At 67.6% G+C, this 26,008-nt stretch carries 26 protein-coding genes and 1 pseudogene; 17 read left to right on the top strand and 10 right to left on the bottom strand.

The genetic code is table 11. The features are described from left to right. Nucleotides 1-10 precede the first annotated feature (10 nt). The 4 genes from ACSX1D_RS20975 (at nucleotide 11) to ACSX1D_RS20960 (ending at nucleotide 5,093) form a co-directional block, all read left to right on the top strand. On the top strand, nucleotides 11-952 hold the full coding sequence (locus ACSX1D_RS20975; protein WP_439860283.1) for a carbohydrate kinase family protein: 942 nt from the start codon (nucleotides 11-13) through the stop codon (nucleotides 950-952). A gap of 50 nt (nucleotides 953-1,002) precedes the next feature. Next, nucleotides 1,003-2,667, top strand: a complete 1,665-nt coding sequence (gene pgi / locus ACSX1D_RS20970; RefSeq protein WP_439860282.1) for a glucose-6-phosphate isomerase — start codon at nucleotides 1,003-1,005, stop codon at nucleotides 2,665-2,667. Between the two features lie 177 nt (nucleotides 2,668-2,844). Beyond that, a complete protein-coding gene (locus ACSX1D_RS20965) occupies nucleotides 2,845-4,101 on the top strand; it encodes a maltoporin (RefSeq protein WP_439860281.1) in 1,257 nt (418 codons plus the stop codon). A gap of 278 nt (nucleotides 4,102-4,379) precedes the next feature. After that, nucleotides 4,380-5,093, top strand: a complete 714-nt coding sequence (locus ACSX1D_RS20960; protein WP_439860280.1) for a carbonic anhydrase — start codon at nucleotides 4,380-4,382, stop codon at nucleotides 5,091-5,093. A 63-nt stretch (nucleotides 5,094-5,156) separates the two neighbouring features. Here ACSX1D_RS20960 and ACSX1D_RS20955 read toward each other — a convergent pair whose 3' ends face one another. Next, nucleotides 5,157-5,813 (bottom strand): hypothetical protein, encoded by a 657-nt coding sequence (locus ACSX1D_RS20955; RefSeq protein ID WP_439860279.1) that lies wholly within the window; start codon nucleotides 5,811-5,813, stop codon nucleotides 5,157-5,159. A 363-nt stretch (nucleotides 5,814-6,176) separates the two neighbouring features. On the opposite strand from ACSX1D_RS20955, the gene coxB reads away from it, so the two are divergent. Genes coxB through ACSX1D_RS20935 form a run of 4 tightly spaced genes read left to right on the top strand, consistent with a single transcriptional unit; the run spans nucleotide 6,177 to nucleotide 10,370 of the window. Continuing rightward, nucleotides 6,177-7,301, top strand: a complete 1,125-nt coding sequence (coxB, locus tag ACSX1D_RS20950; RefSeq protein ID WP_439860278.1) for a cytochrome c oxidase subunit II — start codon at nucleotides 6,177-6,179, stop codon at nucleotides 7,299-7,301. A gap of 4 nt (nucleotides 7,302-7,305) precedes the next feature. Further along, on the top strand, nucleotides 7,306-8,889 hold the full coding sequence (ctaD, locus tag ACSX1D_RS20945) for a cytochrome c oxidase subunit I (RefSeq protein WP_208707587.1): 1,584 nt from the start codon (nucleotides 7,306-7,308) through the stop codon (nucleotides 8,887-8,889). 18 nt (nucleotides 8,890-8,907) lie between these two features. Then, nucleotides 8,908-9,471: a cytochrome c oxidase assembly protein gene (locus tag ACSX1D_RS20940; protein ID WP_439860277.1), complete on the top strand. Its 564-nt coding sequence runs from the start codon at nucleotides 8,908-8,910 to the stop codon at nucleotides 9,469-9,471. 11 nt (nucleotides 9,472-9,482) lie between these two features. Beyond that, nucleotides 9,483-10,370, top strand: coding sequence for a cytochrome c oxidase subunit 3 (locus ACSX1D_RS20935; RefSeq protein ID WP_439860276.1), 888 nt, complete (start codon nucleotides 9,483-9,485; stop codon nucleotides 10,368-10,370). Nucleotides 10,371-10,375: 5 nt separating this feature from the next. Here ACSX1D_RS20935 and ACSX1D_RS20930 read toward each other — a convergent pair whose 3' ends face one another. Continuing rightward, a complete protein-coding gene (locus tag ACSX1D_RS20930; protein ID WP_439860275.1) occupies nucleotides 10,376-10,579 on the bottom strand; it encodes a twin transmembrane helix small protein in 204 nt (67 codons plus the stop codon). A 74-nt stretch (nucleotides 10,580-10,653) separates the two neighbouring features. On the opposite strand from ACSX1D_RS20930, the gene ACSX1D_RS20925 reads away from it, so the two are divergent. The 5 genes from ACSX1D_RS20925 to ACSX1D_RS20905 are packed head-to-tail and all read left to right on the top strand — an operon-like array spanning nucleotide 10,654 to nucleotide 14,585. Next, nucleotides 10,654-11,385, top strand: a complete 732-nt coding sequence (locus ACSX1D_RS20925) for an SURF1 family protein (protein WP_439860274.1) — start codon at nucleotides 10,654-10,656, stop codon at nucleotides 11,383-11,385. Further along, nucleotides 11,360-11,941: a hypothetical protein gene (locus ACSX1D_RS20920; protein ID WP_208707577.1), complete on the top strand. Its 582-nt coding sequence runs from the start codon at nucleotides 11,360-11,362 to the stop codon at nucleotides 11,939-11,941. Before ACSX1D_RS20925 ends, ACSX1D_RS20920 begins: the two co-directional genes overlap by 26 nt. Nucleotides 11,942-11,950: 9 nt before the next feature. Further along, the gene (locus tag ACSX1D_RS20915) at nucleotides 11,951-13,012 is read left to right on the top strand and encodes a COX15/CtaA family protein (protein ID WP_439860273.1); all 1,062 of its coding nucleotides are present in this window, start codon (nucleotides 11,951-11,953) and stop codon (nucleotides 13,010-13,012) included. Nucleotides 13,013-13,037: 25 nt separating this feature from the next. Continuing rightward, the gene (gene cyoE, locus ACSX1D_RS20910) at nucleotides 13,038-13,937 is read left to right on the top strand and encodes a heme o synthase (protein WP_208707571.1); all 900 of its coding nucleotides are present in this window, start codon (nucleotides 13,038-13,040) and stop codon (nucleotides 13,935-13,937) included. Between the two features lie 12 nt (nucleotides 13,938-13,949). Then, entirely contained in the window at nucleotides 13,950-14,585 is a 636-nt protein-coding gene (locus ACSX1D_RS20905) for an SCO family protein (RefSeq protein ID WP_439860272.1), read from the top strand. A 93-nt stretch (nucleotides 14,586-14,678) separates the two neighbouring features. Here the strand turns inward: ACSX1D_RS20905 and ACSX1D_RS20900 are convergent, their stop codons facing one another. Beyond that, complete coding sequence (locus tag ACSX1D_RS20900) at nucleotides 14,679-15,104, bottom strand: VOC family protein (RefSeq protein WP_439860271.1); 426 nt, start codon at nucleotides 15,102-15,104, stop codon at nucleotides 14,679-14,681. 113 nt (nucleotides 15,105-15,217) lie between these two features. Between ACSX1D_RS20900 and ACSX1D_RS20895 the strand changes: the two are divergent. Then, nucleotides 15,218-16,066: pseudogene (locus ACSX1D_RS20895) on the top strand (LysR substrate-binding domain-containing protein); the annotation flags it as partial. Nucleotides 16,067-16,174: 108 nt separating this feature from the next. Here ACSX1D_RS20895 and ACSX1D_RS20890 read toward each other — a convergent pair. The 7 genes from ACSX1D_RS20890 to zur all read right to left on the bottom strand — a co-directional run bounded on the left by ACSX1D_RS20890 (nucleotide 16,175) and on the right by zur (nucleotide 21,876). Further along, entirely contained in the window at nucleotides 16,175-16,945 is a 771-nt protein-coding gene (locus tag ACSX1D_RS20890) for a MetQ/NlpA family ABC transporter substrate-binding protein (RefSeq protein WP_439860270.1), read from the bottom strand. 57 nt (nucleotides 16,946-17,002) lie between these two features. Further along, nucleotides 17,003-17,668 (bottom strand): methionine ABC transporter permease, encoded by a 666-nt coding sequence (locus ACSX1D_RS20885; RefSeq protein ID WP_208707556.1) that lies wholly within the window; start codon nucleotides 17,666-17,668, stop codon nucleotides 17,003-17,005. Continuing rightward, the gene (locus ACSX1D_RS20880) at nucleotides 17,668-18,675 is read right to left on the bottom strand and encodes a methionine ABC transporter ATP-binding protein (RefSeq protein WP_208707553.1); all 1,008 of its coding nucleotides are present in this window, start codon (nucleotides 18,673-18,675) and stop codon (nucleotides 17,668-17,670) included. Before ACSX1D_RS20880 ends, ACSX1D_RS20885 begins: the two co-directional genes overlap by 1 nt. 202 nt (nucleotides 18,676-18,877) lie before the next feature. Next, a complete protein-coding gene (locus ACSX1D_RS20875) occupies nucleotides 18,878-19,726 on the bottom strand; it encodes a PA5502 family lipoprotein (RefSeq protein ID WP_439860269.1) in 849 nt (282 codons plus the stop codon). 83 nt (nucleotides 19,727-19,809) lie between these two features. Then, nucleotides 19,810-20,598 carry a zinc ABC transporter permease subunit ZnuB gene (gene znuB, locus ACSX1D_RS20870; RefSeq protein WP_208707547.1) on the bottom strand — a complete coding sequence of 263 codons (789 nt, stop codon included), beginning with the start codon at nucleotides 20,596-20,598 and terminating at the stop codon, nucleotides 19,810-19,812. Continuing rightward, nucleotides 20,591-21,394: a zinc ABC transporter ATP-binding protein ZnuC gene (znuC, locus tag ACSX1D_RS20865; RefSeq protein WP_439860268.1), complete on the bottom strand. Its 804-nt coding sequence runs from the start codon at nucleotides 21,392-21,394 to the stop codon at nucleotides 20,591-20,593. The genes znuB and znuC overlap by 8 nt, the downstream gene beginning before the upstream one ends. Continuing rightward, on the bottom strand, nucleotides 21,391-21,876 hold the full coding sequence (gene zur / locus ACSX1D_RS20860; protein WP_439860267.1) for a zinc uptake transcriptional repressor Zur: 486 nt from the start codon (nucleotides 21,874-21,876) through the stop codon (nucleotides 21,391-21,393). The genes znuC and zur overlap by 4 nt, the downstream gene beginning before the upstream one ends. Before the next feature lie 66 nt (nucleotides 21,877-21,942). On the opposite strand from zur, the gene znuA reads away from it, so the two are divergent. The 3 genes from znuA (at nucleotide 21,943) to ACSX1D_RS20845 (ending at nucleotide 25,993) form a co-directional block, all read left to right on the top strand. Beyond that, a complete protein-coding gene (gene znuA / locus ACSX1D_RS20855) occupies nucleotides 21,943-22,950 on the top strand; it encodes a zinc ABC transporter substrate-binding protein ZnuA (protein WP_439860266.1) in 1,008 nt (335 codons plus the stop codon). A 173-nt stretch (nucleotides 22,951-23,123) separates the two neighbouring features. Continuing rightward, nucleotides 23,124-25,265 (top strand): adenosylcobalamin-dependent ribonucleoside-diphosphate reductase, encoded by a 2,142-nt coding sequence (locus ACSX1D_RS20850; protein WP_439860265.1) that lies wholly within the window; start codon nucleotides 23,124-23,126, stop codon nucleotides 25,263-25,265. A 41-nt stretch (nucleotides 25,266-25,306) separates the two neighbouring features. Next, nucleotides 25,307-25,993, top strand: coding sequence for a TSCPD domain-containing protein (locus ACSX1D_RS20845; protein ID WP_439860264.1), 687 nt, complete (start codon nucleotides 25,307-25,309; stop codon nucleotides 25,991-25,993). Nucleotides 25,994-26,008: the final 15 nt, after the last annotated feature.

The raw sequence follows: 26,008 nt of genomic DNA, 5'->3' as shown, positions 1-26,008 counted from the left end.
GGAGTCAGTTATGTATCTGGTATGTGGCGAGGCTTTGTTCGATGTCTTCAGCCTGGACGAAGGCGCGCGCAGCAGTCAGCTAGAGCTGCAGGCGATTGCCGGCGGTTCGCCGTTCAACGTGGCCGTCGGCCTGCGCCGCTTGGCCGCCGATTCGGCGCTGTTCGCCGGAATTTCCACGGATTTTCTCGGCGAGCGCCTGCGCAAGGTGTTGCACGAGGAAGGCGTGAGCGACGCCTATCTGGTGTCCAGCGACGCGCCGACCACCCTGGCGATGGTCGCGGTCGACGCCCAGGGCGTGCCGCAGTACAGCTTTCGCGGCGAGGGCTGTGCCGATCGCATGCTGGGCCTCGAACATCTGCCGACGCTGGAGGCACGGGTGCGCGGCATTCATGTCGGCTCCTACTCCCTGGTGGTGACGCCGATCGCCGATACCCTGTTCGAACTGGTGCGGCGCGAGGGCGATCGGCGCCTGATCAGCCTCGACCCCAATGTGCGCCTCGGCGTCGAGCCCAGCATCGAGCTGTGGCGCCAGCGCGTCGAGGCCTTCGCCGCCCAGGCGCACCTGATCAAGGTCAGCGAGGAAGACCTGGCCCTGCTCTACCCGCAGCGCGATCCCGAGGACGTGGTCAGCCAGTGGCTCGGCCAGCGCTGCCAGCTGGTGTTCCTCACCCACGGCAGCGACGGCGCCAGCGTGCACAGCCGCCAGCACGGGCGCTGGGCGGTGCCGGCGCAGGCGGTGGACACGCGCGACACGGTCGGCGCCGGCGACACCTTCCAGGCCGCACTGCTGGCCTACCTGAGCCGCCACGGCCTGGACAGCCCGCAGGCGCTGGCCACGCTGCCGCGCGGGCATATCGAGGCGATGCTCGGCTACGCCGTGCGCGCCGCCGCGGTGACCTGCTCGCGAATCGGGCCGGACCTGCCCTACGCCCATGAACTGGAACAGCCTTGAGCCGCGCCGGAGCCTCAAGCCTTTCGTCCATTAACTTTCCAGGAGTTGTCATGCCGCACTCTCAGCCTTCCCACGATGTCACGCAGTTGTCCGCCTGGCAGGGCCTTGCCGCGCACCGCGAGTGCTTTGCCGAGTTCAGCATGCGCGACGCATTCGCCGAGCAGCCGCAACGCTTCGCCGAGTTTTCCCTGAACGACTGCGGGCTGTTCCTCGACTACTCGAAGAACCTGATCACCCGCGAAACCCGCGACCTGCTGGTGCGCCTGGCCGAAGAGTGTGGCCTGCGGCAGGCGATTGGCGCGCTGTTCGACGGCGCACGGCTCAACGCCTCGGAGGGCCGCCCGGCCCTGCACACCGCCCTGCGTCGGCCGATCGGCGACAAGGTGCTGGTCGACGGCGTCGACGTGATGCCCGAGGTGCACCGGGTGTTGCACCAGATGACCGAGCTGGTCGGCAAGGTGCATGACGGGCTGTGGCGCGGCTACAGCGAGAAGCCCATCACCGATGTGGTCAACATCGGCATCGGCGGCTCCTTCCTCGGCCCGCAGCTGGTCTCCGAGGCGCTGCTGCCGTTCGCCCAGCGCGGCGTGCGCTGCCACTACCTGGCCAATATCGACGGCAGCTCGTTCCACGAGCTGGCGGCCAAGCTGCGCGCCGAAACCACCCTGTTCATCATCTCCTCGAAGACCTTCAGCACCCTGGAAACCCTGAAGAACGCCCAGGCCGCGCGCAGCTGGTACCTGGCCCAGGGTGGCACCGAGGGAGAGCTGCATCGTCACTTCATCGCCGTGTCGAGCAATGTGCCGGCGGCGGTGGCCTTCGGCATCCGCGAGGAGAACATCCTGCCGATGTGGGACTGGGTCGGCGGGCGCTACTCGCTGTGGTCGGCCATCGGCCTGCCGATCGCCATGTCCATCGGCATGTCCAACTTCAAGGAACTGCTGTCCGGCGCCTACCGCATGGACGAGCACTTCCAGAACGCCTCGTTCGAAGAAAACATGCCGGTGCTCATGGCCCTGCTGGGGATCTGGTACGGCAACTTCTGGGGCGCCCAGACCCAGGCGATCCTGCCGTACGACCACTACCTGCGCAACATCACCAAGCACCTGCAGCAGCTGGATATGGAGTCCAACGGCAAGCGCGTGCTGCAGGACGGCCGCCCGGTGCCCTACGCCACCGGTCCGGTGATCTGGGGCGGGGTCGGCTGCAACGGCCAGCACGCCTACCACCAGCTGCTGCACCAGGGCACCGCGCTGATCCCGGCCGACTTCATCGTCCCGGTGGTCAGCTACAACCCGGTGGCCGACCATCACCAGTGGCTCTATGCCAACTGCCTGTCGCAGAGCCAGGCGCTGATGCTCGGCAAGACCCAGGCCGAAGCCGAGGCGGAACTGCGCGCCAAGGGCCTGGACGAGGATGAGGTGCAGCGCCTGGCGCCGCACAAGGTGATCCCCGGCAACCGGCCGAGCAACACCCTGGTGATGGAACGGGTCAGCCCGCGCCGCCTGGGCGCCCTGGTGGCGCTGTACGAGCACAAGGTGTTCGCCCAGAGCGCGATCTGGGGCATCAACGCCTTCGACCAGTGGGGCGTGGAGCTGGGCAAGGAGCTGGGCAAGAACGTCTACTCGCGCCTGCTCAGCAGCGAACCGGGACCGGCCGAGGATCCCTCCACCCAGGGCCTGATCGACTTCTTCCGCGGCCGTCATCGTGGCTGACAGGTCGCCTCGCCGACTTAGGTAACGCGCGGCGCAGGCCCCCCAAACGTCATGGGTTCTTAACACCGGGCGATTCGTCGCTCGGCGGGGGGCTGTGCGCCTGAATGATCCGCAAGAACCCGCTGCTGCGGCGGTTATCCGCAGCACCTCAGACAACAAAAACAATCAGGAGCAACCATGAAGACCAGTCTCAACCCTCAGTCATCGCCGGTAGTCAGTGCTGCGCGTGGCGCATCCTACCTGTTCGCCCTGGCGCTGGTTCTGCCCCAGGCCCAGGCCCTGGAGTTCAGTGGCTATGTGCGCAGCGGCGCCGGCAGTTCCGACGGCGACCGCCAATCCTGTTTCCAGTTGCCCGGCGCGCTGTCGAAGTTCCGCCTCGGCAACGAGTGCGAGCAGTACGCCGAGCTGGACCTGCGCCAGGATCTGCTGACCCTGGACGACGGCTCGGTGGTCAGCGTCGAGGGCATGGCGCAGTTCTTCAACGAATATGGGCATACCCCGACATTCACCGGCGAGCATGGCTTCACGCGGATGAACCAAGCCTTCGTCGAGTGGAGCAAGGTACCGGCGCTAAACGGCGGCTCGCTGTGGGCCGGGCGACGCTTCTACAAGCGCAACGACATCCATATCAGCGACTTCTTCTACTGGAACCAGAGCGCCACCGGCGCCGGCATCGAGGACTATGAGCTGGGCGGGCTGAAGTACAGCTACGCCTTCTCGCGCAAGGACAGCGTGTTCCAGAAGGAATACATCAACCGCCACGACTTCAACGTCGCCGGCTTCGACACCAACCCCAATGGCGAGCTGGAATTCGGCCTGAGCTTCATCGACAAGCCGCGCCACATCGAAGGCGCCCACAGCGGCTGGTCGATCACCGCCCAGCACAAGCAGCAGGACTTCCTCGGCCTCGGCGGCAAGAACACCTTCGCCCTGCAGTACGGTCCCGGCCCGGGTACCGCCCTGGGCTCGACCGGTGACGTGATGCTCGACGACAGCGCCAAGCGCTATCGCCTGGTGGAGCACTTCGACTGGCAGATCACCCCGCGCCTGGGTGGCCAGTTCCTGGTGGTGTACCAGAAGGACGAGCGCGCCAACCAGGACGACGAGAACTGGCTGTCGGTCGGCGGGCGTACCAGCTATGCCTTCACCGAGCGGTTCAAGCTGGTCGGCGAGCTGGGCCACGATCAGGTCGATGCCAGCGGCGGCACGCGCAAGCTGAGCAAGTTCACCGTGGCGCCGACCTGGTCGCCGGCCGGACCGGGCTTCTGGGCCCGTCCCGAGTTCCGCCTGTACTACACCTACGCGACCTGGAACCAGGCGGCCCAGGATGCCGCCAGCCAGATGGCGGCCGGCTCGGCACTCTCCGACAGCGGCGTGTTCGGCAGTGCCCGGCATGGCTCCAACTTCGGCGCCCAGGTCGAGTACTGGTGGTGATCGGCGGTTGCGGGCGCGTCGCTGCGGCCAGGCGGCAGCGCTCGTTGCGCGCCTAGACACGGGCACCGACAAGCCGGCGAGGAGAGGGCAGCGCGTCTCTTCCTGGCCGGCTTGTCGCTGGCGGTTGCCGATCGATTCCGCGCATTCAGACCACTACTGGCCGGGTGAGTGGTGACCCGAAATGCGCGACGAATGTCCAGTAAAGGTTCGCCGTCGCTTGCCCGGCCTACTGGCCGGGCCAAGCCGAAGCGCCCCCGCAGCTTTTCGAGGTAGGCCAAATGGATAAACAAGAACAGCAGAACAGCAGCGTGACGGAAAGCGCCGAGGACGCGCTCCGCCATATCGTCGAGGGTTTCCGACGCTTTCGTCGGGATGTCTTCCCACAGCAGCAGGCGCTGTTCAAGAAGCTTGCCCACGCCCAGGCGCCGCGCGCCATGTTCATCACCTGCGCAGACTCGCGCATCGTCCCCGACCTGATCACCCAGAGCGATCCTGGCGACCTGTTCGTCACCCGTAACGTCGGCAACGTGGTGCCGCCCTACGGGCAGATGATGGGCGGGGTGTCCACCGCCATCGAATACGCGGTGATGGCCCTCGGCGTGCATCACATCATCGTCTGCGGGCATTCCGACTGCGGTGCGATGAAGGCGGTGCTCGACCCGCAGACCCTGGAACGCATGCCGACGGTCAAGGCCTGGCTGCGCCATGCCGAGGTGGCGAAGACGGTGGTGGCGGAAAACTGCGGCTGCGCCGATCACAACACTCTGGAGATCCTCACCGAGGAGAACGTCGTGGCCCAGCTCGACCACCTGCGCACCCACCCCGCGGTCGCCGCGCGGCTGGCCAGCGGTCAGCTGTTCATCCATGGCTGGGTGTATGACATCGAGACCTGCGCGATCAGGGCCTACGATGCGGAGACGGGCGAGTTCCGCGCGATCGACGAGGGCCCGCTGCCAATGGCGACGCCGCGGGCACGCTATCCCCAGGGCTGATTGCTGCATGCCGACGGCGGGGCGGCAAGCGCCCGCGCCGTCGAGGTTCGCCGCAGAGGTCGATCAGCTCGCGGCGCGGGTCTGATCCAGCTGCAGCTCCACGCCCAGCTGCCGCGACAGGCAAGGCCAGCGCTCCCAGGCGGCCTCGGTGTGTGGGTCGCTCAGGCGCTCGCGAAAGGTCCGCACCGAAGCCTGGGTGAAACTGTCCTCGGCGAGCATGCCGTCTACCGCGTGGTGCACGGCCTCGTCCAGCTGGTTGGCGAAGGGCTCGCCGATCAGCTGGTGGGCGATCAGGTTGGCCACCGTGGTGTCCAGCGGGATCAGTGGCTGGCCCAGGTGGCTGCTGTAACGATCGTTGACCTCCTCGATCAGGCGGTGGGCCAGGTAGGCCTCGTCGAGCAGCCCATCGAGGCCCTCGTGGCCCTCCATCAGTGCCGGCGGCTGCAGGAAGAACTGCTCGGCCACCTTCAGCACCGGCTTGACTGGCGCCTCTATGCCGGCTTCTCGGGCGACCTGACTGGCCGCGTCGAGCATGTCCGGTACCTGGTCGATATAGGCGCTGACGAAGCGCGTCAGCACGCCGAGGGCGTCCTGGCTGGGCAGGCGGATGGAGGGGTGCAGGCGTTCGAGCTGGCCGTGCAGTTGGCGCGCCAGCTGACCGCTGCTGGCTTCGTGATGGTGGGCGCGCTGGATAAGTTCGCGCAAGGCGGCAGTATTCATGACAACTCCTGAGGTGGGTCATGGGCGAGAACCATAGCTGGCTGGACGCGTCAGCTAAGATGCAATTGTCATAATTCTTAAATGCTTATGCGAGCACGCTATATCTCCAAGCTGGCGGATTGACGCCCGCGGTGGTCGTGCGTGGCGTTTAGGACAAGGCTTGCGCGGCTTCGGACTTTTTCGCTTGCGCGTTGCCAGCTAGAAGTCGCCGTCTATACTCGAACGCGAAAGGCTTTATCTGATGGAACCGGACGGGCTTCGGCACGGAGAGGTTTCGACAGTAGTCGCCAGCAGTTATGGCAGTCGATCCCTTTGCCGCAGGCGCCGCCGGCGGGATAACAAGAACCATAAGGGGAACCCGCAATGATGCGACATCCACGAGTCTGGATGGGCCTCCTGCTGTGGTTGGCAATCGGCTCGGCGCAGGCCGAGTGGGGCGTGAACATCGCGCCCGGGGCCACCGAGGTCAGCCGCTCAGTTTTCGACCTGCACATGACCATCTTCTGGATCTGCGTCGCCATCGGCGTGCTGGTGTTCGGCGCCATGTTCTGGTCGATGCTGGTCCATCGCCGCTCCAACGGCCAGGAACCCGCGCACTTCCACGAGAGCACCACGGTGGAGATCCTCTGGACCGTGGTGCCGCTGGCGATCCTGGTGGTGATGGCCATTCCGGCGACCAAGACCCTGATCGACATCTACGACAGCAGCGAGTCCGAACTGGATATCCAGGTCACCGGCTACCAGTGGAAGTGGCACTACAAGTACCTGGGCCAGGACGTCGAGTTCTTCAGCAACCTGACCACGCCCCAGGCACAGATCAACAACCAGGCGCAGAAAGGCCCGAACTACCTGCTCGAGGTCGACGAGCCGCTGGTGGTGCCGGTGGGCGCCAAGGTGCGCTTTCTGATCACCTCGGCCGACGTCATCCATTCCTGGTGGGTGCCGGCGCTGGCGGTGAAGAAGGACGCCATCCCCGGCTTCGTCAACGAATCCTGGACCCGCATCGACGAGCCCGGCGTCTTCCGCGGCCAGTGCACCGAGCTGTGCGGCAAGGACCACGGCTTCATGCCGGTGGTGGTGGAGGCCAAGTCCAAGGAGGACTTCGCCGCCTGGCTGGCCGAGCGCCAGCAAGCCGCCGCCGCCGAGAAGGAGCTGACCAGCAAGGTCTGGACGCAGGACGAGCTGCTGGCCCGCGGCGAGAAGGCCTACAACACCAGTTGCGCGGCCTGCCACCAGGCGGGCGGCGAAGGCCTGCCGCCGATGTTCCCCGCGCTCAAGGGCTCGCCCATCGCCATCGGCCCAGCCCAGGACCATATCGACATAGTGGTCAACGGCAAGCCGGGCACCTCCATGGCCGCCTTCGGCAAGCAACTGTCGGAAGTCGACATCGCCGCCATCATCACCTACGAACGCAACGCCTGGGGCAACAAGGTCGGTGACATGGTCACCCCGCAGGACATCGTCGCGTTCAAAAAGGCTCAGGAGTAAGGACATGAGTGCAGTGATCGATCACGGTCATACTGACCACCACCATGGCCCGGCCAAGGGTCTGATGCGCTGGGTGCTGACCACCAACCACAAGGACATCGGCACCATGTACCTGTGGTTCAGCTTCGCCATGTTCCTGCTTGGCGGCAGCATGGCCATGGTGATTCGCGCCGAACTGTTCCAGCCCGGCCTGCAGATCGTGCAGCCGGAATTCTTCAACCAGATGACCACCATGCACGGCCTGATCATGGTCTTCGGCGCGGTGATGCCGGCCTTCGTCGGCCTGGCCAACTGGATGATTCCGCTGATGATCGGCGCGCCGGACATGGCCCTGCCGCGGATGAACAACTTCAGCTTTTGGCTGCTGCCGGCCGCCTTCGGCCTGCTGGTCAGCACCCTGTTCAGCGCCGGCGGTGCGCCGAACTTCGGCTGGACCTTCTACGCCCCGCTGTCGACCACCTACGCGCCGGAGTCGGTGACCTTCTTCATCTTCGCCGTGCACCTGATGGGCATCAGCTCGATCATGGGGGCGATCAACGTGGTCGCCACCATCCTCAACCTGCGTGCCCCCGGCATGACCCTGATGAAGATGCCGCTGTTCGTCTGGACCTGGCTGATCACCGCCTTCCTGCTGATCGCGGTGATGCCGGTGCTGGCCGGTTGCGTGACCATGATGCTGATGGACATCCACTTCGGCACCAGCTTCTTCAGCGCCGCCGGCGGCGGTGACCCGGTGCTGTTCCAGCATGTGTTCTGGTTCTTCGGCCACCCCGAGGTGTACATCATGATCCTGCCGGCCTTCGGTGCGGTCAGCGCGATCATCCCGGCCTTCGCCCGCAAGCCGCTGTTCGGCTACACCTCGATGGTCTACGCCACCGCCTCGATCGCCTTCCTCTCGTTCATCGTCTGGGCCCACCACATGTTCACCGTGGGCATCCCGCTGACCGGCGAGCTGTTCTTCATGTACGCCACCATGCTGATCGCCGTGCCCACCGGGGTGAAGGTGTTCAACTGGGCCAGCACCATGTGGCAGGGCGCGATGACCTTCGAGACGCCGATGCTGTTCTCCGTGGCCTTCGTCATCCTGTTCACCATCGGCGGCTTCTCCGGCCTGATGCTGGCGATCGCCCCGGCGGACTTCCAGTACCACGACACCTACTTCGTGGTGGCGCACTTCCACTACGTGCTGGTGCCCGGGGCGATCTTCGGCATCTTCGCCTCGGCCTACTACTGGCTGCCCAAGTGGACCGGGCACATGTACGACGAGACCCTGGGCAAGCTGCACTTCTGGATGAGCTTCGTCGGCATGAACCTGGCGTTCTTCCCCATGCACTTCGTCGGCCTGGCCGGCATGCCGCGGCGCATTCCCGACTACAACATGATGTTCGCCAACTTCAACATGGTCTCCTCGATCGGTGCCTTCATGTTCGGCACCACCCAGTTGCTGTTCCTGTTCATCGTCATCAAGTGCATTCGCGGCGGCAAGCCGGCCGCGGCCAAGCCCTGGGACGGCGCCGAGGGCCTGGAGTGGACGGTGCCCTCGCCGGCGCCCTACCACACCTTCCAGACGCCGCCGGATGTGAAATAGGGACGGGGAGAGGCTGCCATGAGCGACATCGTCGGCACTCGCCGTCTGGTCCTGCGCCTACTGGCCGTGGTGGTCGGCATGTTCGGCTTCGGCTTCGCCCTGGTGCCGATCTACGACGTCATGTGCCAGGCCTTCGGCATCAACGGCAAGACCGCCGGGGCCTACGACGGCGCCCAGGTGGCGGATGAGCGGCGCCAGGTGCGGGTGCAGTTCCTCGCCACCAACGCCGCCGGCATGGCCTGGGAGTTCCGCCCGCTGGACGACGAGTTGCTGACCCATCCCGGGGCCAGCAACCAGATGCTGTTCATCGCCCACAACCCCACCGACAAGCCGATGACCGCCCAGGCGGTGCCCAGCGTGGCACCGTCCAAGGCCGCCGCCTATTTCCACAAGACCGAATGTTTCTGCTTCACCCAGCAGGTGCTGCAACCCGGCGAGAGGATCGAGATGCCGGTGCGCTTTATCGTCGACAGGGATCTCCCCGAGGACGTGCATCACCTGACGCTGGCCTACACCCTGTTCGATATCACTGCGCGTAAACCGCCTGTCGCCCAGGCGACCCTAGCCCGGGCGGCTCCATAAGGAGAACAACAATGTCGAGTCACGAGCAGTACTATGTTCCGGCCCAGAGCAAGTGGCCGATCATCGCCACCCTGGGCCTACTGATCACGGTCTACGGCGTCGGCACCTGGTTCAACGACATGAAGGCCGCGCGGGCGGACTCCAACGGTCCGCTGATCTTCTTCATCGGCAGCCTGTTCCTCGCCTACATGCTGTTCGGCTGGTTCGGCAACGTGATCAAGGAAAGTCGCGCGGGCATGTACAGCGCGCAGATGGACCGCTCGTTCCGCTGGGGCATGAGCTGGTTCATCTTCTCCGAGGTGATGTTCTTCGCCGCCTTCTTCGGCGTGCTGTTCTATGTGCGCACCTTTGCCGGTCCGTGGCTCGGCGGCGAAGGCGACAAGGGCGTGGCCAACATGCTGTGGCCGGGTTTCGAATACAGCTGGCCGCTGCTCAATACCCCGGACCCCAAGCTCTATCCGGCGCCCAGCGGCATCATCAGCGCCTGGGGCCTGCCGCTGCTCAACACCGTGCTGCTGGTGAGCTCCAGCTTCACCCTGACCTTCGCCCACCATGCCCTGCGCAAGAACCAGCGCAAGCCGCTGACCCTGTGGCTCGCCCTCACCGTGATTCTGGGCCTGGCCTTCCTGGTGTTCCAGGTCGAGGAGTACGTGCACGCCTATACCGAACTGGGTCTGACCCTGGGCTCGGGCATCTATGGCGCGACCTTCTTCATGCTCACCGGCTTTCACGGCGCCCACGTGACCCTGGGCGCGCTGATGCTGACGGTGATGCTGGTGCGCATCCTGCGCGGTCACTTCACGCCCCAGCAGCACTTCGGCTTCGAGGCCGCCGCCTGGTACTGGCACTTCGTCGACGTGGTCTGGATCGGCCTGTTCGTCTTCGTCTATGTGCTGTGACGGCCCTACCAGGTGACCTGGGGAATCAGTTGGCCGCTGTAGAAGCCCCAGGCGATCAGGCCGACGGTCAGCGCGGTAAGGGTCACGCGCACGGTCAGCGCGTTGACCAGGCGCGAGCTGCGGCCCTCGTCCTTGACCAGGAAGAACAGGCCGCTGAACAGGCTGGCGATGGTGGCCAGCAGCAGGAGGATGATCGCGGCCTTGAGCATGTGGGACTCCGGGGAAGGGAAATGCACGTTAGACCCAGTATACCCAGCTTGATCGGTGCTTTTGCGGGGTGCCCATGACCGCCTTCCGTCCCGGCCTGCTGCCCAGCCTGGTGGTACTGGCGCTGCTGCCGCTGCTGCTCGGCCTGGGTGCTTGGCAATTGTCGCGGGCCGATGACAAGCGCGCGCTGCTCGACGCGCAGCAGGCCCGCCGGCTCGCCGCGCCGCTCAGCGTCGATCAGCTGGCGCAGCGGCAGGACTGGGCCTATACCCGGGTGAGCCTGCGCGGGCGCTTCGATGGCGAGCACGCCCTGTTGCTGGACAACCGTATCCGTGGTGGTCAGGCCGGGGTGGAAGTCCTGCAGCCCTTCTATGACCAGGCCAGCGGCCTGTGGCTGCTGCTCAATCGTGGCTGGCTGCCCTGGCCCGATCGCCGCGTCGCGCCGACGTTCGCCACCCCCGACGACACCCTGAGCCTGACCGCCTGGGCCTATGTGCCCCTGGGCGAACCCTTCCTGCTGCAACAGGACGCGCCGGCTCAGGGCTGGCCAAGACTGATCACTCAGGTCGAGCCCCAGGCGCTCTGGCAGCGCCTCGGGCGCGCCGGGCTGGGCCATGAACTGCGCCTGGAACCCGGGCCGGCGGCCTTCGAGGTCGATTGGCCGCTGGTCGCCATGAGCCCGGACAAGCACCTGGGCTATGCCGTGCAGTGGTTCGCCCTGGCAGCCACCCTGCTTGGCCTGTTCATCTATTTCGGATTGCATAACGCGCGGGAGACTCGCCATGAACCCAGCCATCGCCATGCCTGACGCCTCAACCAGCCGCCGTCGGCGCGGCCGCCTGCAACTGGTCCTGCTGCTGGCCGTGGTCATCGGACCGATGATCCTGGCCAGTGCCATGTACCAGTGGCGTTTCTGGGTACCGGACAGCCGCAGCTACCACGGCGAGCTGATCGGCAACGGCCTGACCCGCGCCGACCTGGGCGTGGCGGCCGAGGAAAGCCGCTGGCAGCTGCTGGTAACCACTCCGGATGCCTGCGCAGCCGACTGCCAGCAACTGGTGTTCCTCGCCCGGCAGATTCATATCGGTCTCAACCGCGACGCGCCGCGCGCCACCCACGCCCTGGCCAGCGGCCAGGCGCTGGAGGCCGACTACGATGCCAGGCTGCGCCGCGAGTACCCGCAACTGGCGCGATATGCCCTGCAGCCCGCGGCCCACGCGCGGACAGCCGGCGAGGGCGCCGGCGCCCAGCTGTGGATAGTCGACCCCCACGGCAATCTGGTGTTGCGCTATGACAGCCGCAGCAAGGGCAAAGGCATCCTCGACGACCTACGCTATCTGCTGAAGATCTCGCAAATCGGCTAAGGACTCACGATGCGCAAACCCGGATACCGCCTGGCCCTGTTCGCCACCCTGCTGGCCATGTTGGTGGTCATGCTCGGCGCCTATACCCGGCTCAGCCACGCCGGCCTCGGCTGCCCGGACTGGCCCGGTTGTTACGGCTTCCTCGGCGTGCCCATGAGCGAGCAGAGCCAGTCCCTGGCCGAGGCGCGCTTCCCCGAGGCGCCGCTGGAAGTGGCCAAGGGCTGGTACGAAATGGTGCATCGCTACTTCGCCGGCAGCCTCGGCCTGGTGATTCTGGCCCTGGCCGTGCAGGCGCTGCGCCGTCGTGGCGCGCCGGACCAGCCGCTGAAGCTGCCGTTGCTGCTGCTGGGGCTGGTCACCCTGCAGGCGGCGTTCGGCATGTGGACGGTGACCCTCAAACTGTGGCCGCAGGTGGTCACCGCCCACCTGCTCGGCGGTTTTGCCACCCTCAGCCTGCTGTTCCTGCTGACCCTGCGCCTGTCCGGCACGGCCGCGCCGCTGCCCCGGCCGCCTGCGGGGCTGCGCGCCCTGGCGGCGGGCGCCCTGGCCCTGGTGGTCGGCCAGATCGCCCTCGGCGGCTGGGTCAGCAGCAACTACGCGGCGGTCGCCTGCGTCGACCTGCCCACCTGCCACGGTCAATGGTGGCCGGCGATGGATTTCGCCAACGGCTTCCACCTGACCCAGCACATCGGCCCCAACTACCTGGGCGGCCAGCTCGACAGCGACGCACGCACCGCCATCCACATGACCCACCGGCTCGGCGCCCTGGTCGTCACCCTGGTACTGCTGCTGCTGGCCTGGCGCCTGCGCACCGCCGGCCTGCCGCGCCTGGCCGGCTTGCTGTTGCTGGCGCTGGGCGTGCAGCTCGCCCTGGGCATCAGCAACGTAGTGCTGCACCTGCCGCTGGCGGTGGCGGTGGCGCACAACGCCGGCGGCGCCCTGCTGCTGCTGTGCCTGGTACTGATCAATCAGCGGCTGTACCTCGCGCTGACGGCGAGGGCCGCCGTGCCCCGTCCGCTAAGCGACGGACAGCCGGGCAGCGTCGGTTTGAACGCGCTGCCAAGCGAATAACAAGAACGATCGAGGAGAAACGCCGATGGCTACTCTATTGCGCAAGCAGCATGTCCACGCCGGCTGGCGCGACTACCTGGAGCTGACCAAGCCCAGGGTGGTGGTGCTGATGCTGATCACTTCGCTGGTCGGCATGTTCCTCGCCACCCGCGCCGGGGTGCCCTGGCAGGTGCTGCTGTTCGGCAACCTGGGCATCGGCCTGTGCGCGGGCGCGGCGGCGGCGGTCAACCACGTGGTGGATCGGCGCATCGACTCGATCATGGCCCGCACCCACAAGCGTCCGCTGGCCGAGGGCCGTGTCTCGCCGGCCGCGGCCCTGAGCTTCGCCCTGGTGCTGGCGGTGGCCGGCCTGGCGCTGCTGCTGAGCTTCACCAACCAGCTGGCGGCCTGGCTGACCCTGGCCTCGCTGCTCGGCTATGCGGTGATCTACACCGGCTTTCTCAAGCGCGCCACGCCACAGAACATCGTCATCGGCGGCCTGGCCGGCGCCGCGCCGCCGCTGCTCGGCTGGGTCGCGGTGACCGGCCAGCTGTCCGCCGAGCCGCTGCTGCTGGTGCTGATCATCTTCGCCTGGACCCCGCCGCACTTCTGGGCCCTGGCCATCCACCGCAAGGCCGAGTACGCCAAGGCCGACATCCCCATGCTGCCGGTGACCCACGGCGAGCACTACACCAAGGTGCACATCCTGCTCTACACCTGCGTGATGTTTGCGGTGACCCTGCTGCCCTACGCCATCCACATGAGTGGCCTGCTCTACCTGGTCTGTGCCATCGGCTTGGGCGCGCGTTTTCTCCACTGGGCCTGGGTGTTGTACCGTGACAGCCGGCCGCACGCGGCGATCAACACCTTCAAGTACAGTATCTGGTACCTGTTCCTGCTGTTCATCGCCCTGCTGGTCGACCACTACCTGCTGCTCAATCTGTAAACCGTTGGTGTCATGACTCGAACCCAGAAAACCGTCTTCATCCTCGTCGCGCTGGTCGCCCTGATCCTCGGCCTGACCGTCAACAAGGTGCTCACCGCCAAGGGCCAGGCCGACCCCACCGCTTTGCTCGACGCCGGCATCGTGCTGCTGCCGCAGAGCCGCAACCTGCCGGAGCTGAGCCTGGTCGACCAGGACGGCCAGGCGTTCCAGCTCGACCAGCTCAGGGACCGGTGGAGCCTGCTGTTCTTCGGCTACACCTTCTGCCCGGACATCTGCCCGGCCACCCTGGCCGAATTGCGGCAGCTGCGCGGCCTGTTGCCCGAGGAGGCGCGGGCCAACCTGCGCGTGGTGCTGGTCAGCGTCGATCCGCACCGCGATACCCCGGAGCAGCTGAAGAAGTACCTGGGTTATTTCGACGCCGACTTCATCGGCCTGACCGGCGAGCCGGATGCCATCCAGAAACTGGCTAACGCGGTGAGCATTCCCTACATCCCGGCCGACACCAGCGAGGAAAACTACACCGTCAGCCACAGCGGCAACCTGGTGATCCTCGGCCCGGATGGCACCCAGCGTGGCTTCATTCGCGCGCCGTTGAACAACCAGAAGCTCGCCGTGCAGCTGCCCGAGTTGCTCAAGCCTGCCGGCTGATTCCATCCCGCCTACTGGACGAATCCCTCCGCCGCTCCGTATGTACGGCAGCGGCGGAGGGTTCCGTCTGCGCTGTCGGCAGCTTGGCTGTGGCTACTTGGCGAACAGCTGGGCGATGTCCTTGAAGGCCTTGAATTCCAGGGCATTGCCGCAGGGGTCGAGGAGGAACAGGGTGGCCTGCTCGCCGACCTGGCCCTGAAAGCGCACATGGGGCTCGATGACGAAGCGCGTGCCCCTGGCCTGCAGCCGCTGCGCCAGGCGCTGCCAGTCGTCCCACGCCAGCACCACGCCGAAATGCGGCACCGGCACGTCGTGGCCGTCCACCGGATTGCTGTGCGCCGCTTCCTGATAGGCCATCTTCGGCGCCTGGTGGATCACCAGCTGGTGGCCGAAGAAGTCGAAGTCCACCCATTGCGCGCTGCTGCGTCCCTCGGCGCAGCCGAATACCTCGCCGTAGAAATGCCGGGCGGCGGCCAGGTCATGCACGGGGATGGCCAGATGAAAGGGGGCGAGTGGCATGGTGTGGCTCCTTGTCGGCTAGGTGGGTCTGCCCATTCTAGTAACGACGAAACTGATTTAAAGCGAATATCCTTGCGCGCAAGCAAAAACAAAATCGATCAGTCGAGGCATCGATGCTGCGTGAGCTGAAAACCTTTCTGATGGTCGCCCGACACGGCACCTTCGCCGCCGCCGGCCAGCACATCGGCCTGACCCAGTCGGCGGTCAGCGCGCAGATGCGCGTGCTGGAGCAGCATCTCGGCGTGCGCCTGTTCGACCGCAGCGGCCGCGCCGCGGTGCTCAACGCCGCCGGTCGCCACGCCCTGCCCCTGGCCGAACAGATCCTCGCGCTCTATGCGCAGATGGCCCTGCCCACCGCACTGGCGCAGTGGCAGGGCGAGCTGCGGGTCGGCGCCATCGCCACGGTGCAGACCGGCCTGCTGCCCGAGGCCCTGCCGCGCTTTCGCGCCGCCGCTCCGCGGGTCGAGCTGAAGCTGGTGCCGGGCGTGTCGTTGCAGTTGCTGAGCCAGGTGGATGCCGGCGAGCTGGATCTGGCGCTGCTGATCAGGCCGCCCTTCGAGCTGCCCAAGGAGCTGCTGCAAGTCAGCCTGGCGCGGGAGCCCTTCGTGCTGATCGCGCCCCTGGACGTCGAGGGCGATGCGCCCCTGCGCCTGCTCGCCGAGCAGCCTTTCGTGCGCTACGACCGCAGCTCCTTCGGCGGCCGGCGGGTCAGCCAGTTCCTGCGCGAACAGCGCCTGAACGTACGCGAGGCGCTGGAACTGGACGAGCTGGAGGCCATCGTGCGGATGGTCGAGTGCGGCATGGGGGTGTCGCTGATCCCGCGCGCCGGCCTGTGGCTGCAGCGGCCGACCCGGCTGCGGGTGATCGACCTGGGCCCGCTGACCTTCCACCGCGAACTGGTCGCGGTGATGCGCCGGGCGCAGCGCCAGCCGGCGCTGGAGTGCCTGCTGGACTGCCTGCTGGACTGCCTGGGCGGTGAGGCGGGTGCGCCACGCGCACCACTGTGCAGTGACCGACATGAAAGAGCCCGCACGCGGCGGGCTCCTGGTGGTGTGGGACGTGCGTGCGGCTTAGAACGCCGGCACCACGGCGCCCTGGTACTTCTCTTCGATAAAGGCCTTCACCTCGGCGCTGTTCAGCGCCTTGACCAGCTTCTGCAGGGCCGCGCCGTCCTTGTTGTCGGCGCGGGCGACCAGGATGTTGACGTAGGGCGAGTCGCTGCCCTCGATGGCCAGGGCGTCCTGGGTCGGGTTGAGCTTGGCTTCCAGGGCGTAGTTGGTGTTGATCAGCGCCAGGTCGACCTGGTTCAGCACGCGCGGCAGGGTGGCCGCTTCCAGCTCACGCACCTTGATGCCCTTGGGGTTCTCGGCGATGTCCTTGGGCGTGGCGAGGATGTTGCTGGCGTCCTTGAGGGTGATTACCCCGGCCTTCTGCAGCAGCAGCAGGGCGCGGCCGCCGTTGGTGGCGTCGTTGGGGATCACCACCTGGGCGCCCTCGGGCAGGGCGTCGAGGCTCTTGATCTTGCTGGAGTAGGCGCCGAAGGGCTCGACGTGCACGCCGGCGACGGCGACCAGTTCGGTGCCGCGGCTCTTGTTGAACTCATCCAGGTACGGCTGGTGCTGGAAGAAGTTGGCGTCCAGGCGCTTCTCCGCCACCTGCACGTTGGGCTGCACGTAGTCGGTGAACACCTTGATCTCCAGCTCGACGCCGTCGGCGGCCAGGGCCGGTTTGACGAACTCGAGGATTTCCGCGTGGGGCACCGCGGTGGCGGCGACGCTCAGGCTTTCCGCCTGGGCGGAGAGGGCGGCGAAGGCCGCGGCGGCTACTAGCAGTTTTTTCATGATCGACTCCTTGTGGGAAAGGTGCAGGCGGCGGCGGATGGCCGCGCGGCTGCCGTTCTATTTACGGGAGAAATGCACCACCAGCTTGTCGCCGGTGCTTTGCAGTATCTGCACGAGGATCAGCAGCAGCACCACGGTGACCAGCATCACGTCCGGCTGGTAGCGCTGGTAGCCGTAGCGCACCGCGAGGTCGCCGAGGCCGCCGCCGCCGATCAGGCCGCTCATGGCGGTGTAGGACACCAGGGTGATGGCGGTGACGGTGATGGCCGCGATCAGGCCCGGCAGGGCTTCGGGCAGCAGGGCGTTGAGGATGATCTGGCGGGTGCTGGCGCCCATCGCCTGGGTCGCCTCGATGATGCCGCGATCGACCTCGCGCAGGGCGGTTTCCACCAGGCGCGCGAAGAACGGCGTGGCGCCCACCACCAGCGGCGGGATGGCCCCGGCGACGCCCAGGGAGGTGCCGGTGACCAGCACGGTGAGCGGGATCATCAGGATCAGCAGGATGACGAAGGGCACCGAGCGCAGCACGTTGACCAGCAGCGAGATGACGCCGTACAGGGCCTTCTGCTCGAACATCTGCCGTGGCCCGGTGAGGAACAGCAGCACGCCCAGGGGCAGGCCGAGCAGTACGGTGAACAGCAGCGAGCCGCCGAGCATGCTCAGGGTGTCCAGGCTGGCCTGCCAGATTTCCGGCCAGTCGACGTTGGGGAACAGGGTGTCCATCAGCGCAGCACCTCCAGGTGCACGTCGGCGGCCTCGAAGCGCGCCAGCGCGGCGTTCAGGTCGCCGCCGGTGAGGGCCAGGGTCAGCTGGCCGTAGGGCGTGTCCTTGATTCGGTCGATGCGCCCGGCCAGGATGCTGTAGTCCACCCCGGTTTCTCGGGCCACGGTGCCGAGTAGCGGCGCGTAGGTGGCTTCACCCTGGAAGGTCAGGCGCAGGATGCTGCCTTCGACATGGGCGAAGTCGTCGTGCTGTTCGTGCTCGTCGACATGCTCGGACTCCAGCACGAAGCGTCGGGTGGTGAGGTGTTGCGGGTGCAGGAACACCTCGGCCACGGGGCCCAGCTCGACTACCTGGCCGGCGTCCATCACCGCCACGCGGTCGCAGACCCGGCGGATCACGTCCATCTCGTGGGTGATCAGCACGATGGTCAGGCCCAGTTCGCGGTTGATCTCGGCCAGCAACTGCAACACCGAGGCGGTGGTCTGCGGGTCGAGGGCGCTGGTGGCCTCGTCGCACAGCAGGATCTTCGGCTCGGTGGCCAGGGCGCGGGCGATGCCGACCCGCTGCTTCTGCCCGCCAGACAGCTGCGCCGGGTACTTGCCCGCGTGCTCCTGCAGGCCGACCCGGGCCAGCAGGGCGGCGACGCGCTGGTCGATCGCGCTGCGCGACAGCTCGCCGGCCAGCTTCAGCGGCAGGGCGACGTTGTCGGCCACGGTCTTGGAGGACAGCAGGTTGAAGTGCTGGAAGATCATCCCCACGCGCTGGCGGAAGCGCCGCAGGCCGTCGGCATCCAGGGCGGTGGTGTCGACGCCGTCGACCTCGATGCGCCCGCCGCTGGGTTCCTCCAGGCGGTTGATCAGGCGCAACAGGGTGCTCTTGCCGGCGCCGGAATGGCCGATGATGCCGAACACCTCGCCGCGGGCGATGTGCAGGTCGGTCGGCTGCAGGGCCGGAATGGCGCGTCCGGCGACGTGGTACGCCTTGTGGACTGACTGGAATTCGATCACGCGGGAAACCTTTTGGGTTCGTCGAACGGGCGGGTAGGCCGGAAAGGCCGGCTAGTCTACCCGTCGCTGTTTAGGCCGCAAAAATCTTTATAGGCCTATGGTTATAGCTGAATTGAATTAATGAGGCGGGCCGCCCGAAGCAGTCTAGTCAGCGCCAATGCAAACGGCCGGGCGAACCCGGCCGTGCCTGCGCAGCGAGTGACTAAGGCCGGCGGGTCGGGCTGAGCACCAGTTGCGGCGTCTGCGCCGGCTTGACCACCTGGGTCAGGCGCGGGCTGAAGGTCGGGTCGAGACGCTTGACCCGCGCGTTGAGCAGGGCGGCGACCCAGTGGAAATCCTTGGCCTGGCGCACCTCGATGCTGACCGTGCAGCGGAAGGCCACCACGTCCTCGGCGACCTGGTCGAGCAGATCGCGCAGGCTGTCGTTGTCCTGGCGGTCGAGCATCGGCAGCGGCACCGGGGTGCTGGCGGCGTTCGGATCGATCAGTCGGGCCTGGGGCGGGCTCGGTGGGGGCGGGGTGTTCGGCAGCTGGGTCGCCTGGATGGCGGCGGCTTGCCGCTCCGCGGCCTGGCGCAGCTGGCGGGCCTGTTCCTGGCGGGCTTCCTCGGCTCGCGCCGCGGCCTGTTCGGCGGCGCTGTGGGCGCGGTCGGCGGCATCCAGTTCGGCATCCCGGGCCTGGGTGATGGCGCCATCCAGGCCGGTGGTCAGGGCCGGCGCCTGGGGCATCAGGCTGCGGGCGTGGCTCAAGGCCTTGGTGGCGCGATCCAGGTCGCCGCTCTGCAGGGCCTGCTGGCCGCGCTGCAGGTAGGCTTCGGCCAGCTGGCGCTGATACTGCTCCAGGCGGGTGTCGCCGCTGGCTCGCTGCTGCAGGGCCGCGAGCTGGCCCTCGGCGGCGTCCAGCTGGCCGGCGGCCAGGCTGTGGTCGAGCTGGCGAAAGGCGCTGACCAGTTCGTCGGTCGGCGGGGCGGCGACCTGCGGGGCCTGCTGGCAGGCGGCGAGCAGCAAGGACGCCGCGACCAGGGCTAGACAACGTGAGGCGAACGACTTCATTGCTGCGAGTCTCGGGTTGCGCAAAAAGTGCGCAATTCTACACCCCCTGACCGGGCGGCACCAAACCGTATCATGCGCCGCCGTCAGGCCGTGCGCCGCGGCCAGGCCAGGCTCAGCAGGAACAGGCTGGCGGCGCTGACCACGATCGAGGGGCCGGCCGGGGTGTCCTGGAACCAGGACAGGCTGAGCCCGCCACACACCGCGACGACGCCCAGCAGGCTGGCGCCCAGGGCCATCTGCTCCGGGGTGCGGGCGTGACGCTGGGCGGCGGCCGCGGGAATGATCAGCAGCGAGGTGATTAGCAGCACGCCGACTATCTTCATCGCCACGGCGATCACCACGGCGATCAGCAGCATCAGGCTCAGGCGGATCGCCGCCACCGGCAGGCCCTCGACCCGGGCCAGCTCCTCGTGCACGGTGATCGCCAGCAGCGGCCGCCAGAGCAATGCCAGCGCCAGCAGGACCAGGGCGCTGCCGGCGAGAATCCAGGCCAGGTCGCTCGGGCCGACCGCCAGCAGGTCGCCGAACAGGTAGCTCATCAGGTCGATGCGCACTTCGCGCATAAAGCTCAGCACCACCAGGCCGAGGGACAGGGTGCTGTGGGCGAGGATCCCCAGCAGGGTGTCGGAGGCCAGCGGCTGGCGGGTCTGCAGGGTCACCAGCAGCACCGCCAGGAGCACGCAGCCGACGGTCACCGCCAGGGTCGGGCTGACGTCCAGCATCAGGCCCAGGGCCACGCCGAGCAGCGCGGCGTGGGACAGGGTGTCGCCGAAATAGGCCATGCGCCGCCACACCACGAAGGAGCCCAGAGGGCCGGCGACCAGGGCCAGGGCCAGGCCGGCGAGCAGGGCGTTGAGCAGAAAATCAGCCATGGTTGCAGCCATCTCCGTGGACGTGCGGCTTGAGCGGGCCCTGGATGCTCAGGCCGCCCGGCTCCTTGACCACGGCGCCATGCAGGTCGTGCTCGTGGTCGTGGTGGTGGTGGTAGACCGCCAGGCTCTTGGCGTCCTGGCCGAACAGCTCGACGAAGGCCGGGTCGAAGCTGACCTGCTCCGGGTGGCCGGAGCAGCAGACGTGGCGATTGAGGCAGACCACCTGGTCGGTGGTGCTCATCACCAGGTGCAGGTCGTGGGAGACCATCAGCACGCCGCAGCCGTGGCGGTCGCGCAGGCGGGTGATCAGGCGGTACAGCTCGGCCTGGCCGGCGACGTCGACGCCCTGCACCGGCTCGTCGAGCACCAACAGCTCGGGTTTGCGCAGCAGCGCGCGGGCCAGCAGCACACGCTGCAGCTCGCCGCCGGAGATGCCCTGCAATGGGCTGTCGAGCACCTGGCCGGCGCCGACCTCGGCGAGCGCCGCCTGGGCGCTGGCGCGATCGACCCCCGGCACCAGGCGCAGGAAGCGCAGCACGCTGAGCGGCAGGGTGGCGTCGACGTGCAGTTTCTGTGGCATGTAGCCGATGCGCAGCCTGGGCTTGCGCCAGACGCTGCCGACCTGCGGCTTGAGCAGGCCGAGCACGGCACGCACCAGGGTGGTCTTGCCGGCGCCGTTGGGGCCGATCAGGGTGACGATCTGCCCGGGCTCGACGCTCAGCTGCACGTCCTGCAGCACGGCCTGCCCGGCGAAGCGGACCCCCACGCCGTCGAGGCGGATCAGGGCATCGCTCATTCGACCTCCCGGCAGCCGCTGCACAGACCGACCACTTCCACGGTCTGGCCTTCCACGCTGAAGCCCACATTTGCTGCGGCGCTGACGATGGCCTGGCTGATCGCCGTCTGTTCCAGCTCGATCGCCGCGTGGCACTGGCGGCAGATGAGGAACTGGCCCTGGTGGGCGTGCTCCGGCCGGTTGCAGCCGACGAAGGCGTTGAGCGAGGCGATGCGGTGCACCAGGCCGTGCTCGAGGAGGAAGTCCAGGGCGCGGTAGACGGTCGGCGGCGCGGCACGGCGCCCGTCCTCCTCGCTCAGCACGGCGAGGATGTCATAGGCACCCAGCGGCTTGTGGCTTTGCCAGACCAGCTCCAGCACGCGCTTGCGCAATGCGGTCAGGCGCAGGCCCTGGCGCATGCAGATGCTCTCGGCATCGGCCAGGGCCTGGCTGACGCAGCGCGAATGGTCGTGGGGACGTGAGGCCAGCGGAGTGAGGATCATGGGCGGCGACGCCTTGGCTGGGAGACGTTATTATATTACCTGTTTCTTCCTGCCCGGGTGTTCCTCGTGTCGCGTCTACGTTCAGCTGCCAGCCTCTTGTGTGTCCTCCTCTCGTTCAGCGCCGCGGTGCAGGCCGAGGTGCGCGTGCTGACCTCGATCAAGCCGCTGCAGCTGATCGCCGCCGCCGTCCAGGACGGTGTCGGCCAGCCTGAGGTGTTGCTGCCGCCGGGCGCCTCGCCGCATCACTACGCCCTGCGACCTTCCGACGTGCGCCGGGTGCGCGAGGTGGAGCTGCTGTACTGGGTCGGAGCCGATCTGGAGAGCTTCCTGCCGCGGGTGCTGGAGGCGCGGGACAAGCCCAGCGTCGCCGTGCAGGACCTGCCTGGGATGCAGCTGCGGCATTTCGGCGACGGACACGCCGCACACGATGAGCACGATGAGCACCACGGGCACGAGGAGCATGGCGGGCATGACGATGCAGAGCATGCACATGGCCGGCACGAACCAGAGCATCAGGCCGACTTGGAAGAGCACGACCACGCCCACCGTCCCGGCAGCCTGGACGCGCACCTGTGGCTGCTGCCGGCCAATGCCCGGGTGATCGCCGCACGCATGGCCGCCGACCTGGCTGCCGCCGACCCGGCCAACGCCGCGCGCTACCAGAGCAATCTCGCCGGCTTCGAGCAGCGCCTGGCGGCCCTCGATGAGCGTCTGCGTGCGCGCCTGAGTGGCGTGCGCGGCAAGCCCTACTTCGTCTTCCACCAGGCCTACGACTACTTCGAGGCCGCCTATGGCCTGGAGCATGCCGGGGTGTTCAGCGTCTCCGGCGAGGTGCAGCCCGGCGCCCGCCATGTGGCGGCGATGCGCGAACGGCTGAAGGCGGGCGGACCGGCCTGCGTGTTCAGCGAACCGCCGCTGCGCCCGCGCCTGGCCGAAACCCTGAGCGCCGGCCTGCCGGTGACCCTGGCCGAGCTGGACGGCATGGGCGGCAGCCTGGCGGTCGACGCAAGCGGCTACGAGCGCCTGCTGGCGCAGCTGGGCGAGACCCTCGCCGGTTGCCTCGAGCCGCTGTAGCGCCGCCTGGCGCCTGGCCTGGAACCGCTGCCGGCGGGCCGAACAACGTCGCGGCGGTCGCGCAGGGGCTAAGGTAAAGGTCAGCGACCCTGCTGTTCGCCCGCCGGCTGCCGACAGGTCGGGGCGGTCGATCCCGCACCGGGTCGCTCGGCTCGGCGACGGGAGGACCGCACATGGCCAAGCGCGGCAAGTCCCCAGCGACGACGGCCCCTGACATTCCCCTGCAGGCCGCCGCGCTGGACATCTGGGCGCAGAAGTACTGCCTGCGCGACGGGCACGGCAAGCCGCTGGACGCCAGCATCGACCACGGCTGGCAGCGCATCGCCCGCGCCGTGGCGGCGGTCGAGCAGCCCGAGCGGCGCGAGCACTGGTACCGGGAGTTCCTCTGGGCGCTGCGCCACGGCGTCATCCCGGCCGGGCGCATCGTCGCCAACGCCGGTGCCGAGGCCTACAAGCCGGCCACCTCGACCATCAACTGCACGGTGTCGGGGACCCTCGAGGACTCGATGGAGGCGATCCTCGGTCGCCTGGTCGAAGCCGGGCTGACGCTCAAGGCCGGCTGCGGCATCGGCTATGAGTTCTCCACCCTGCGCCCGCGCGGCGCCCGGGTTTCCGGGGCTGGGGCGCAGACCAGCGGGCCGCTGTCGTTCATGGATATCTACGACAAGATGTGCTTCACCGTCAGCTCGGCAGGCGGCCGCCGCGGCGCGCAAATGGCCACCTTTGACATCGCCCACCCGGACGTGCAGGCGTTTATCGAGGCCAAGCGCGAGAACGGCCGCCTGCGCCAGTTCAACCTGAGCCTGCTGGTCGGCGACGATTTCATGCAGGCGGTCGAGCAGGACGCCGACTGGCCGCTGCTGTTCCCGGTGCATCCCAAGGAGCGTGCCGACCTCGACTTCGACGATCCGGCCCAGGTGCGCTGGCGCGACTGGCCGCTGCAGCAGGGCTACTGCGTTGACGACGAAGGCCGGGTGGCCTGCAAGGTCCACGGCAGCCTGCCGGCTCGCGAGCTCTGGGACCAGCTGATGGCCGCCACCTACGCCTATGCCGAGCCGGGTTTCATCCTCATCGACCGGGTCAACCAGTGGAACAACAACTGGTGGTGCGAAAACATCCGCGCCACCAACCCCTGCGGCGAACAACCGCTGCCGCCCTACGGCTCCTGCCTGCTCGGCTCGGTCAACCTGACCCGCTTCGTCCTCGACCCCTTCGGCGCCGCGGCGCGCTTCGACTGGGACGCTTTCCGCCGGGTGGTGCGCATCTTCACCCGCCTGCTGGACAACGTGGTGGAGATCAACGGCCTGCCGCTGGCCGAACAGCGCGCCGAGATCCTCGGCAAGCGCCGCCATGGCATGGGTTTTCTCGGCCTGGGCTCGACCTTGGCCCTGCTCAAGCTGCGCTACGGCGGCGCCGAGGCCTGTGCATTCACCGAGCAAGTGGCCCGGGAAATGGCCCTGACCGGCTGGCAGGTGGCGCTTGAGCTGGCCGAGGAGAAGGGCCCGGCGCCGCTGCTGGCCGAGGAGTTCGAGGTGACCGCGCAGATGCTGCGGCTGCGCCCTGAGCTGGCCCGCGATGGCCACAAGGTCGGCGACCGCCTGCCCGGGCGGGTGCTGCACGCCCGCTATTCGCGCTACATGCAGCATCTGGCCGGGCAGGCGCCGGAGCTGGTGGATGCCCTGGCCGAGCGCGGCGCGCGTTTCACCCACCACAGCTCCATCGCCCCCACCGGCACCATCAGCCTGAGCCTGGCCAACAACGCCTCCAACGGCATCGAGCCGAGCTTCGCCCAGCACTACTGGCGCAACCTGATCCGCCCCGGGCGCAAGAGCAAGGAGCGGGTCGAGGTGTTCAGCTACGAGCTGCTGGCCTACCGCAGCCTGGTCAACCCGCGGGCCATGCCCGGCTCGCAGGACCCGGCCGAGCGCCTGCCCGACTACTTCGTCAGCAGCGAGGACATCGGCCCCACCGAGCATGTGGATATCCAGGCGGCGGCGCAGAAATGGGTCGACTCGTCGATCTCCAAGACCGCCAACGTGCCCACCGACTACCCCTTCGAGGCGTTCAAGGACATCTACCTGTACGCCTGGCGCCAGGGCCTCAAGGGCTGCACCACCTTCCGCTTCAACCCGGCGGCGTTCCAGGGGGTGCTGGTCAAGCAGGCGGACCTGGCGCGCACCCGCTACCGCTTCGAACTGGCGGATGGCAGCCAGGTGGAACTGCAGGGCGACGAGCAGGTGGAGTACGACGGCCAGCTGCACAGCGCCGCCAACCTGTTCGAGGCGCTGAAGGAAGGCTATTACGGCAAGTACTGAGCGGCGCTGCGCCGATCCTGGGCAGCCCGGCGGAGAAGAGCATGGTGGTGAAGATCGAACAACGCATCACGGGCTTCCAGCTGGTCGACGAGGCGCCGCCCTCGCCGGCCGCCGAGGCCGAGGCGACGCCTGCCCTGGTGCAGATGGACGAGACCCTGCAGCGCCCGGAAACCCTGTTCGGGGTGACCTACAAGATCAAGTCGCCGCTGTTCGAGCATGCCCTGTACGTCACCATCAACGACATCCTGCTCAACGCCGGCACGCCCCACGAGCAGCGCCGGCCCTTCGAGATCTTCATCAACTCCAAGGGCATGGAGCACTTCCAGTGGATAGTGGCGCTGACCCGGATCATGTCGGCGGTGTTCCGCAAGGGTGGCGACTGCACCTTCCTGGTCGAGGAGCTGAAGGCGGTGTTCGACCCGCGCGGCGGCTACCTCAAGCGCGGTGGGGTTTACATGCCGTCGCTGGTGGCGGAGATCGGCGCGGTGCTGGAACGCCACCTGACCGCCATCGGCCTGCTCGAGGGTCATGAGCTGGATGAGCAGCAACGGCGCCTGCTGGCGGAGAAGTGGGCGGTCTACCAGGCCAGCCAGGACGCCGCCTCGGTGGAACCCGGCGAAGGCTTCCCACCCGGGGCGCAGCTGTGCGGCAAGTGCCAGACCCAGGCGGTGGTGCAGCTGGAGGGCTGCGCCACCTGCCTCAATTGCGGCTATTCCCGGTGCGGCTAAGGCAGCTGCCGTAGG

It is taken from the genome of Pseudomonas sp. MBLB4136, from assembly GCF_051904765.1.
Lineage (GTDB): Bacteria > Pseudomonadota > Gammaproteobacteria > Pseudomonadales > Pseudomonadaceae > Aquipseudomonas.
Note: the sequence above shows the minus strand (reverse complement) of the source record. Positions and strands in the feature narration are given on the sequence as shown.

Coding starts and splice junctions, on each gene's coding strand:
- ACSX1D_RS20940 (WP_439860277.1), top strand. CDS start 8,908: ATGAGCGACATCGTCGGCACTCGCCGTCTGGTCCTGCGCCTACTGGCC.
- ACSX1D_RS20900 (WP_439860271.1), bottom strand. CDS start 15,104: ATGCCACTCGCCCCCTTTCATCTGGCCATCCCCGTGCATGACCTGGCC.
- ACSX1D_RS20975 (WP_439860283.1), top strand. CDS start 11: ATGTATCTGGTATGTGGCGAGGCTTTGTTCGATGTCTTCAGCCTGGAC.
- ACSX1D_RS20915 (WP_439860273.1), top strand. CDS start 11,951: ATGCGCAAACCCGGATACCGCCTGGCCCTGTTCGCCACCCTGCTGGCC.
- ACSX1D_RS20875 (WP_439860269.1), bottom strand. CDS start 19,726: ATGAAGTCGTTCGCCTCACGTTGTCTAGCCCTGGTCGCGGCGTCCTTG.
- ACSX1D_RS20850 (WP_439860265.1), top strand. CDS start 23,124: ATGGCCAAGCGCGGCAAGTCCCCAGCGACGACGGCCCCTGACATTCCC.
- ACSX1D_RS20955 (WP_439860279.1), bottom strand. CDS start 5,813: ATGAATACTGCCGCCTTGCGCGAACTTATCCAGCGCGCCCACCATCAC.
- ACSX1D_RS20885 (WP_208707556.1), bottom strand. CDS start 17,668: ATGGACACCCTGTTCCCCAACGTCGACTGGCCGGAAATCTGGCAGGCC.
- ACSX1D_RS20965 (WP_439860281.1), top strand. CDS start 2,845: ATGAAGACCAGTCTCAACCCTCAGTCATCGCCGGTAGTCAGTGCTGCG.
- znuC (WP_439860268.1), bottom strand. CDS start 21,394: ATGAGCGATGCCCTGATCCGCCTCGACGGCGTGGGGGTCCGCTTCGCC.
- coxB (WP_439860278.1), top strand. CDS start 6,177: ATGATGCGACATCCACGAGTCTGGATGGGCCTCCTGCTGTGGTTGGCA.
- ACSX1D_RS20845 (WP_439860264.1), top strand. CDS start 25,307: ATGGTGGTGAAGATCGAACAACGCATCACGGGCTTCCAGCTGGTCGAC.
- ctaD (WP_208707587.1), top strand. CDS start 7,306: ATGAGTGCAGTGATCGATCACGGTCATACTGACCACCACCATGGCCCG.
- cyoE (WP_208707571.1), top strand. CDS start 13,038: ATGGCTACTCTATTGCGCAAGCAGCATGTCCACGCCGGCTGGCGCGAC.
- znuB (WP_208707547.1), bottom strand. CDS start 20,598: ATGGCTGATTTTCTGCTCAACGCCCTGCTCGCCGGCCTGGCCCTGGCC.
- ACSX1D_RS20925 (WP_439860274.1), top strand. CDS start 10,654: ATGACCGCCTTCCGTCCCGGCCTGCTGCCCAGCCTGGTGGTACTGGCG.
- ACSX1D_RS20905 (WP_439860272.1), top strand. CDS start 13,950: ATGACTCGAACCCAGAAAACCGTCTTCATCCTCGTCGCGCTGGTCGCC.
- ACSX1D_RS20935 (WP_439860276.1), top strand. CDS start 9,483: ATGTCGAGTCACGAGCAGTACTATGTTCCGGCCCAGAGCAAGTGGCCG.
- zur (WP_439860267.1), bottom strand. CDS start 21,876: ATGATCCTCACTCCGCTGGCCTCACGTCCCCACGACCATTCGCGCTGC.
- pgi (WP_439860282.1), top strand. CDS start 1,003: ATGCCGCACTCTCAGCCTTCCCACGATGTCACGCAGTTGTCCGCCTGG.
- ACSX1D_RS20890 (WP_439860270.1), bottom strand. CDS start 16,945: ATGAAAAAACTGCTAGTAGCCGCCGCGGCCTTCGCCGCCCTCTCCGCC.
- ACSX1D_RS20960 (WP_439860280.1), top strand. CDS start 4,380: ATGGATAAACAAGAACAGCAGAACAGCAGCGTGACGGAAAGCGCCGAG.
- ACSX1D_RS20920 (WP_208707577.1), top strand. CDS start 11,360: ATGAACCCAGCCATCGCCATGCCTGACGCCTCAACCAGCCGCCGTCGG.
- ACSX1D_RS20930 (WP_439860275.1), bottom strand. CDS start 10,579: ATGCTCAAGGCCGCGATCATCCTCCTGCTGCTGGCCACCATCGCCAGC.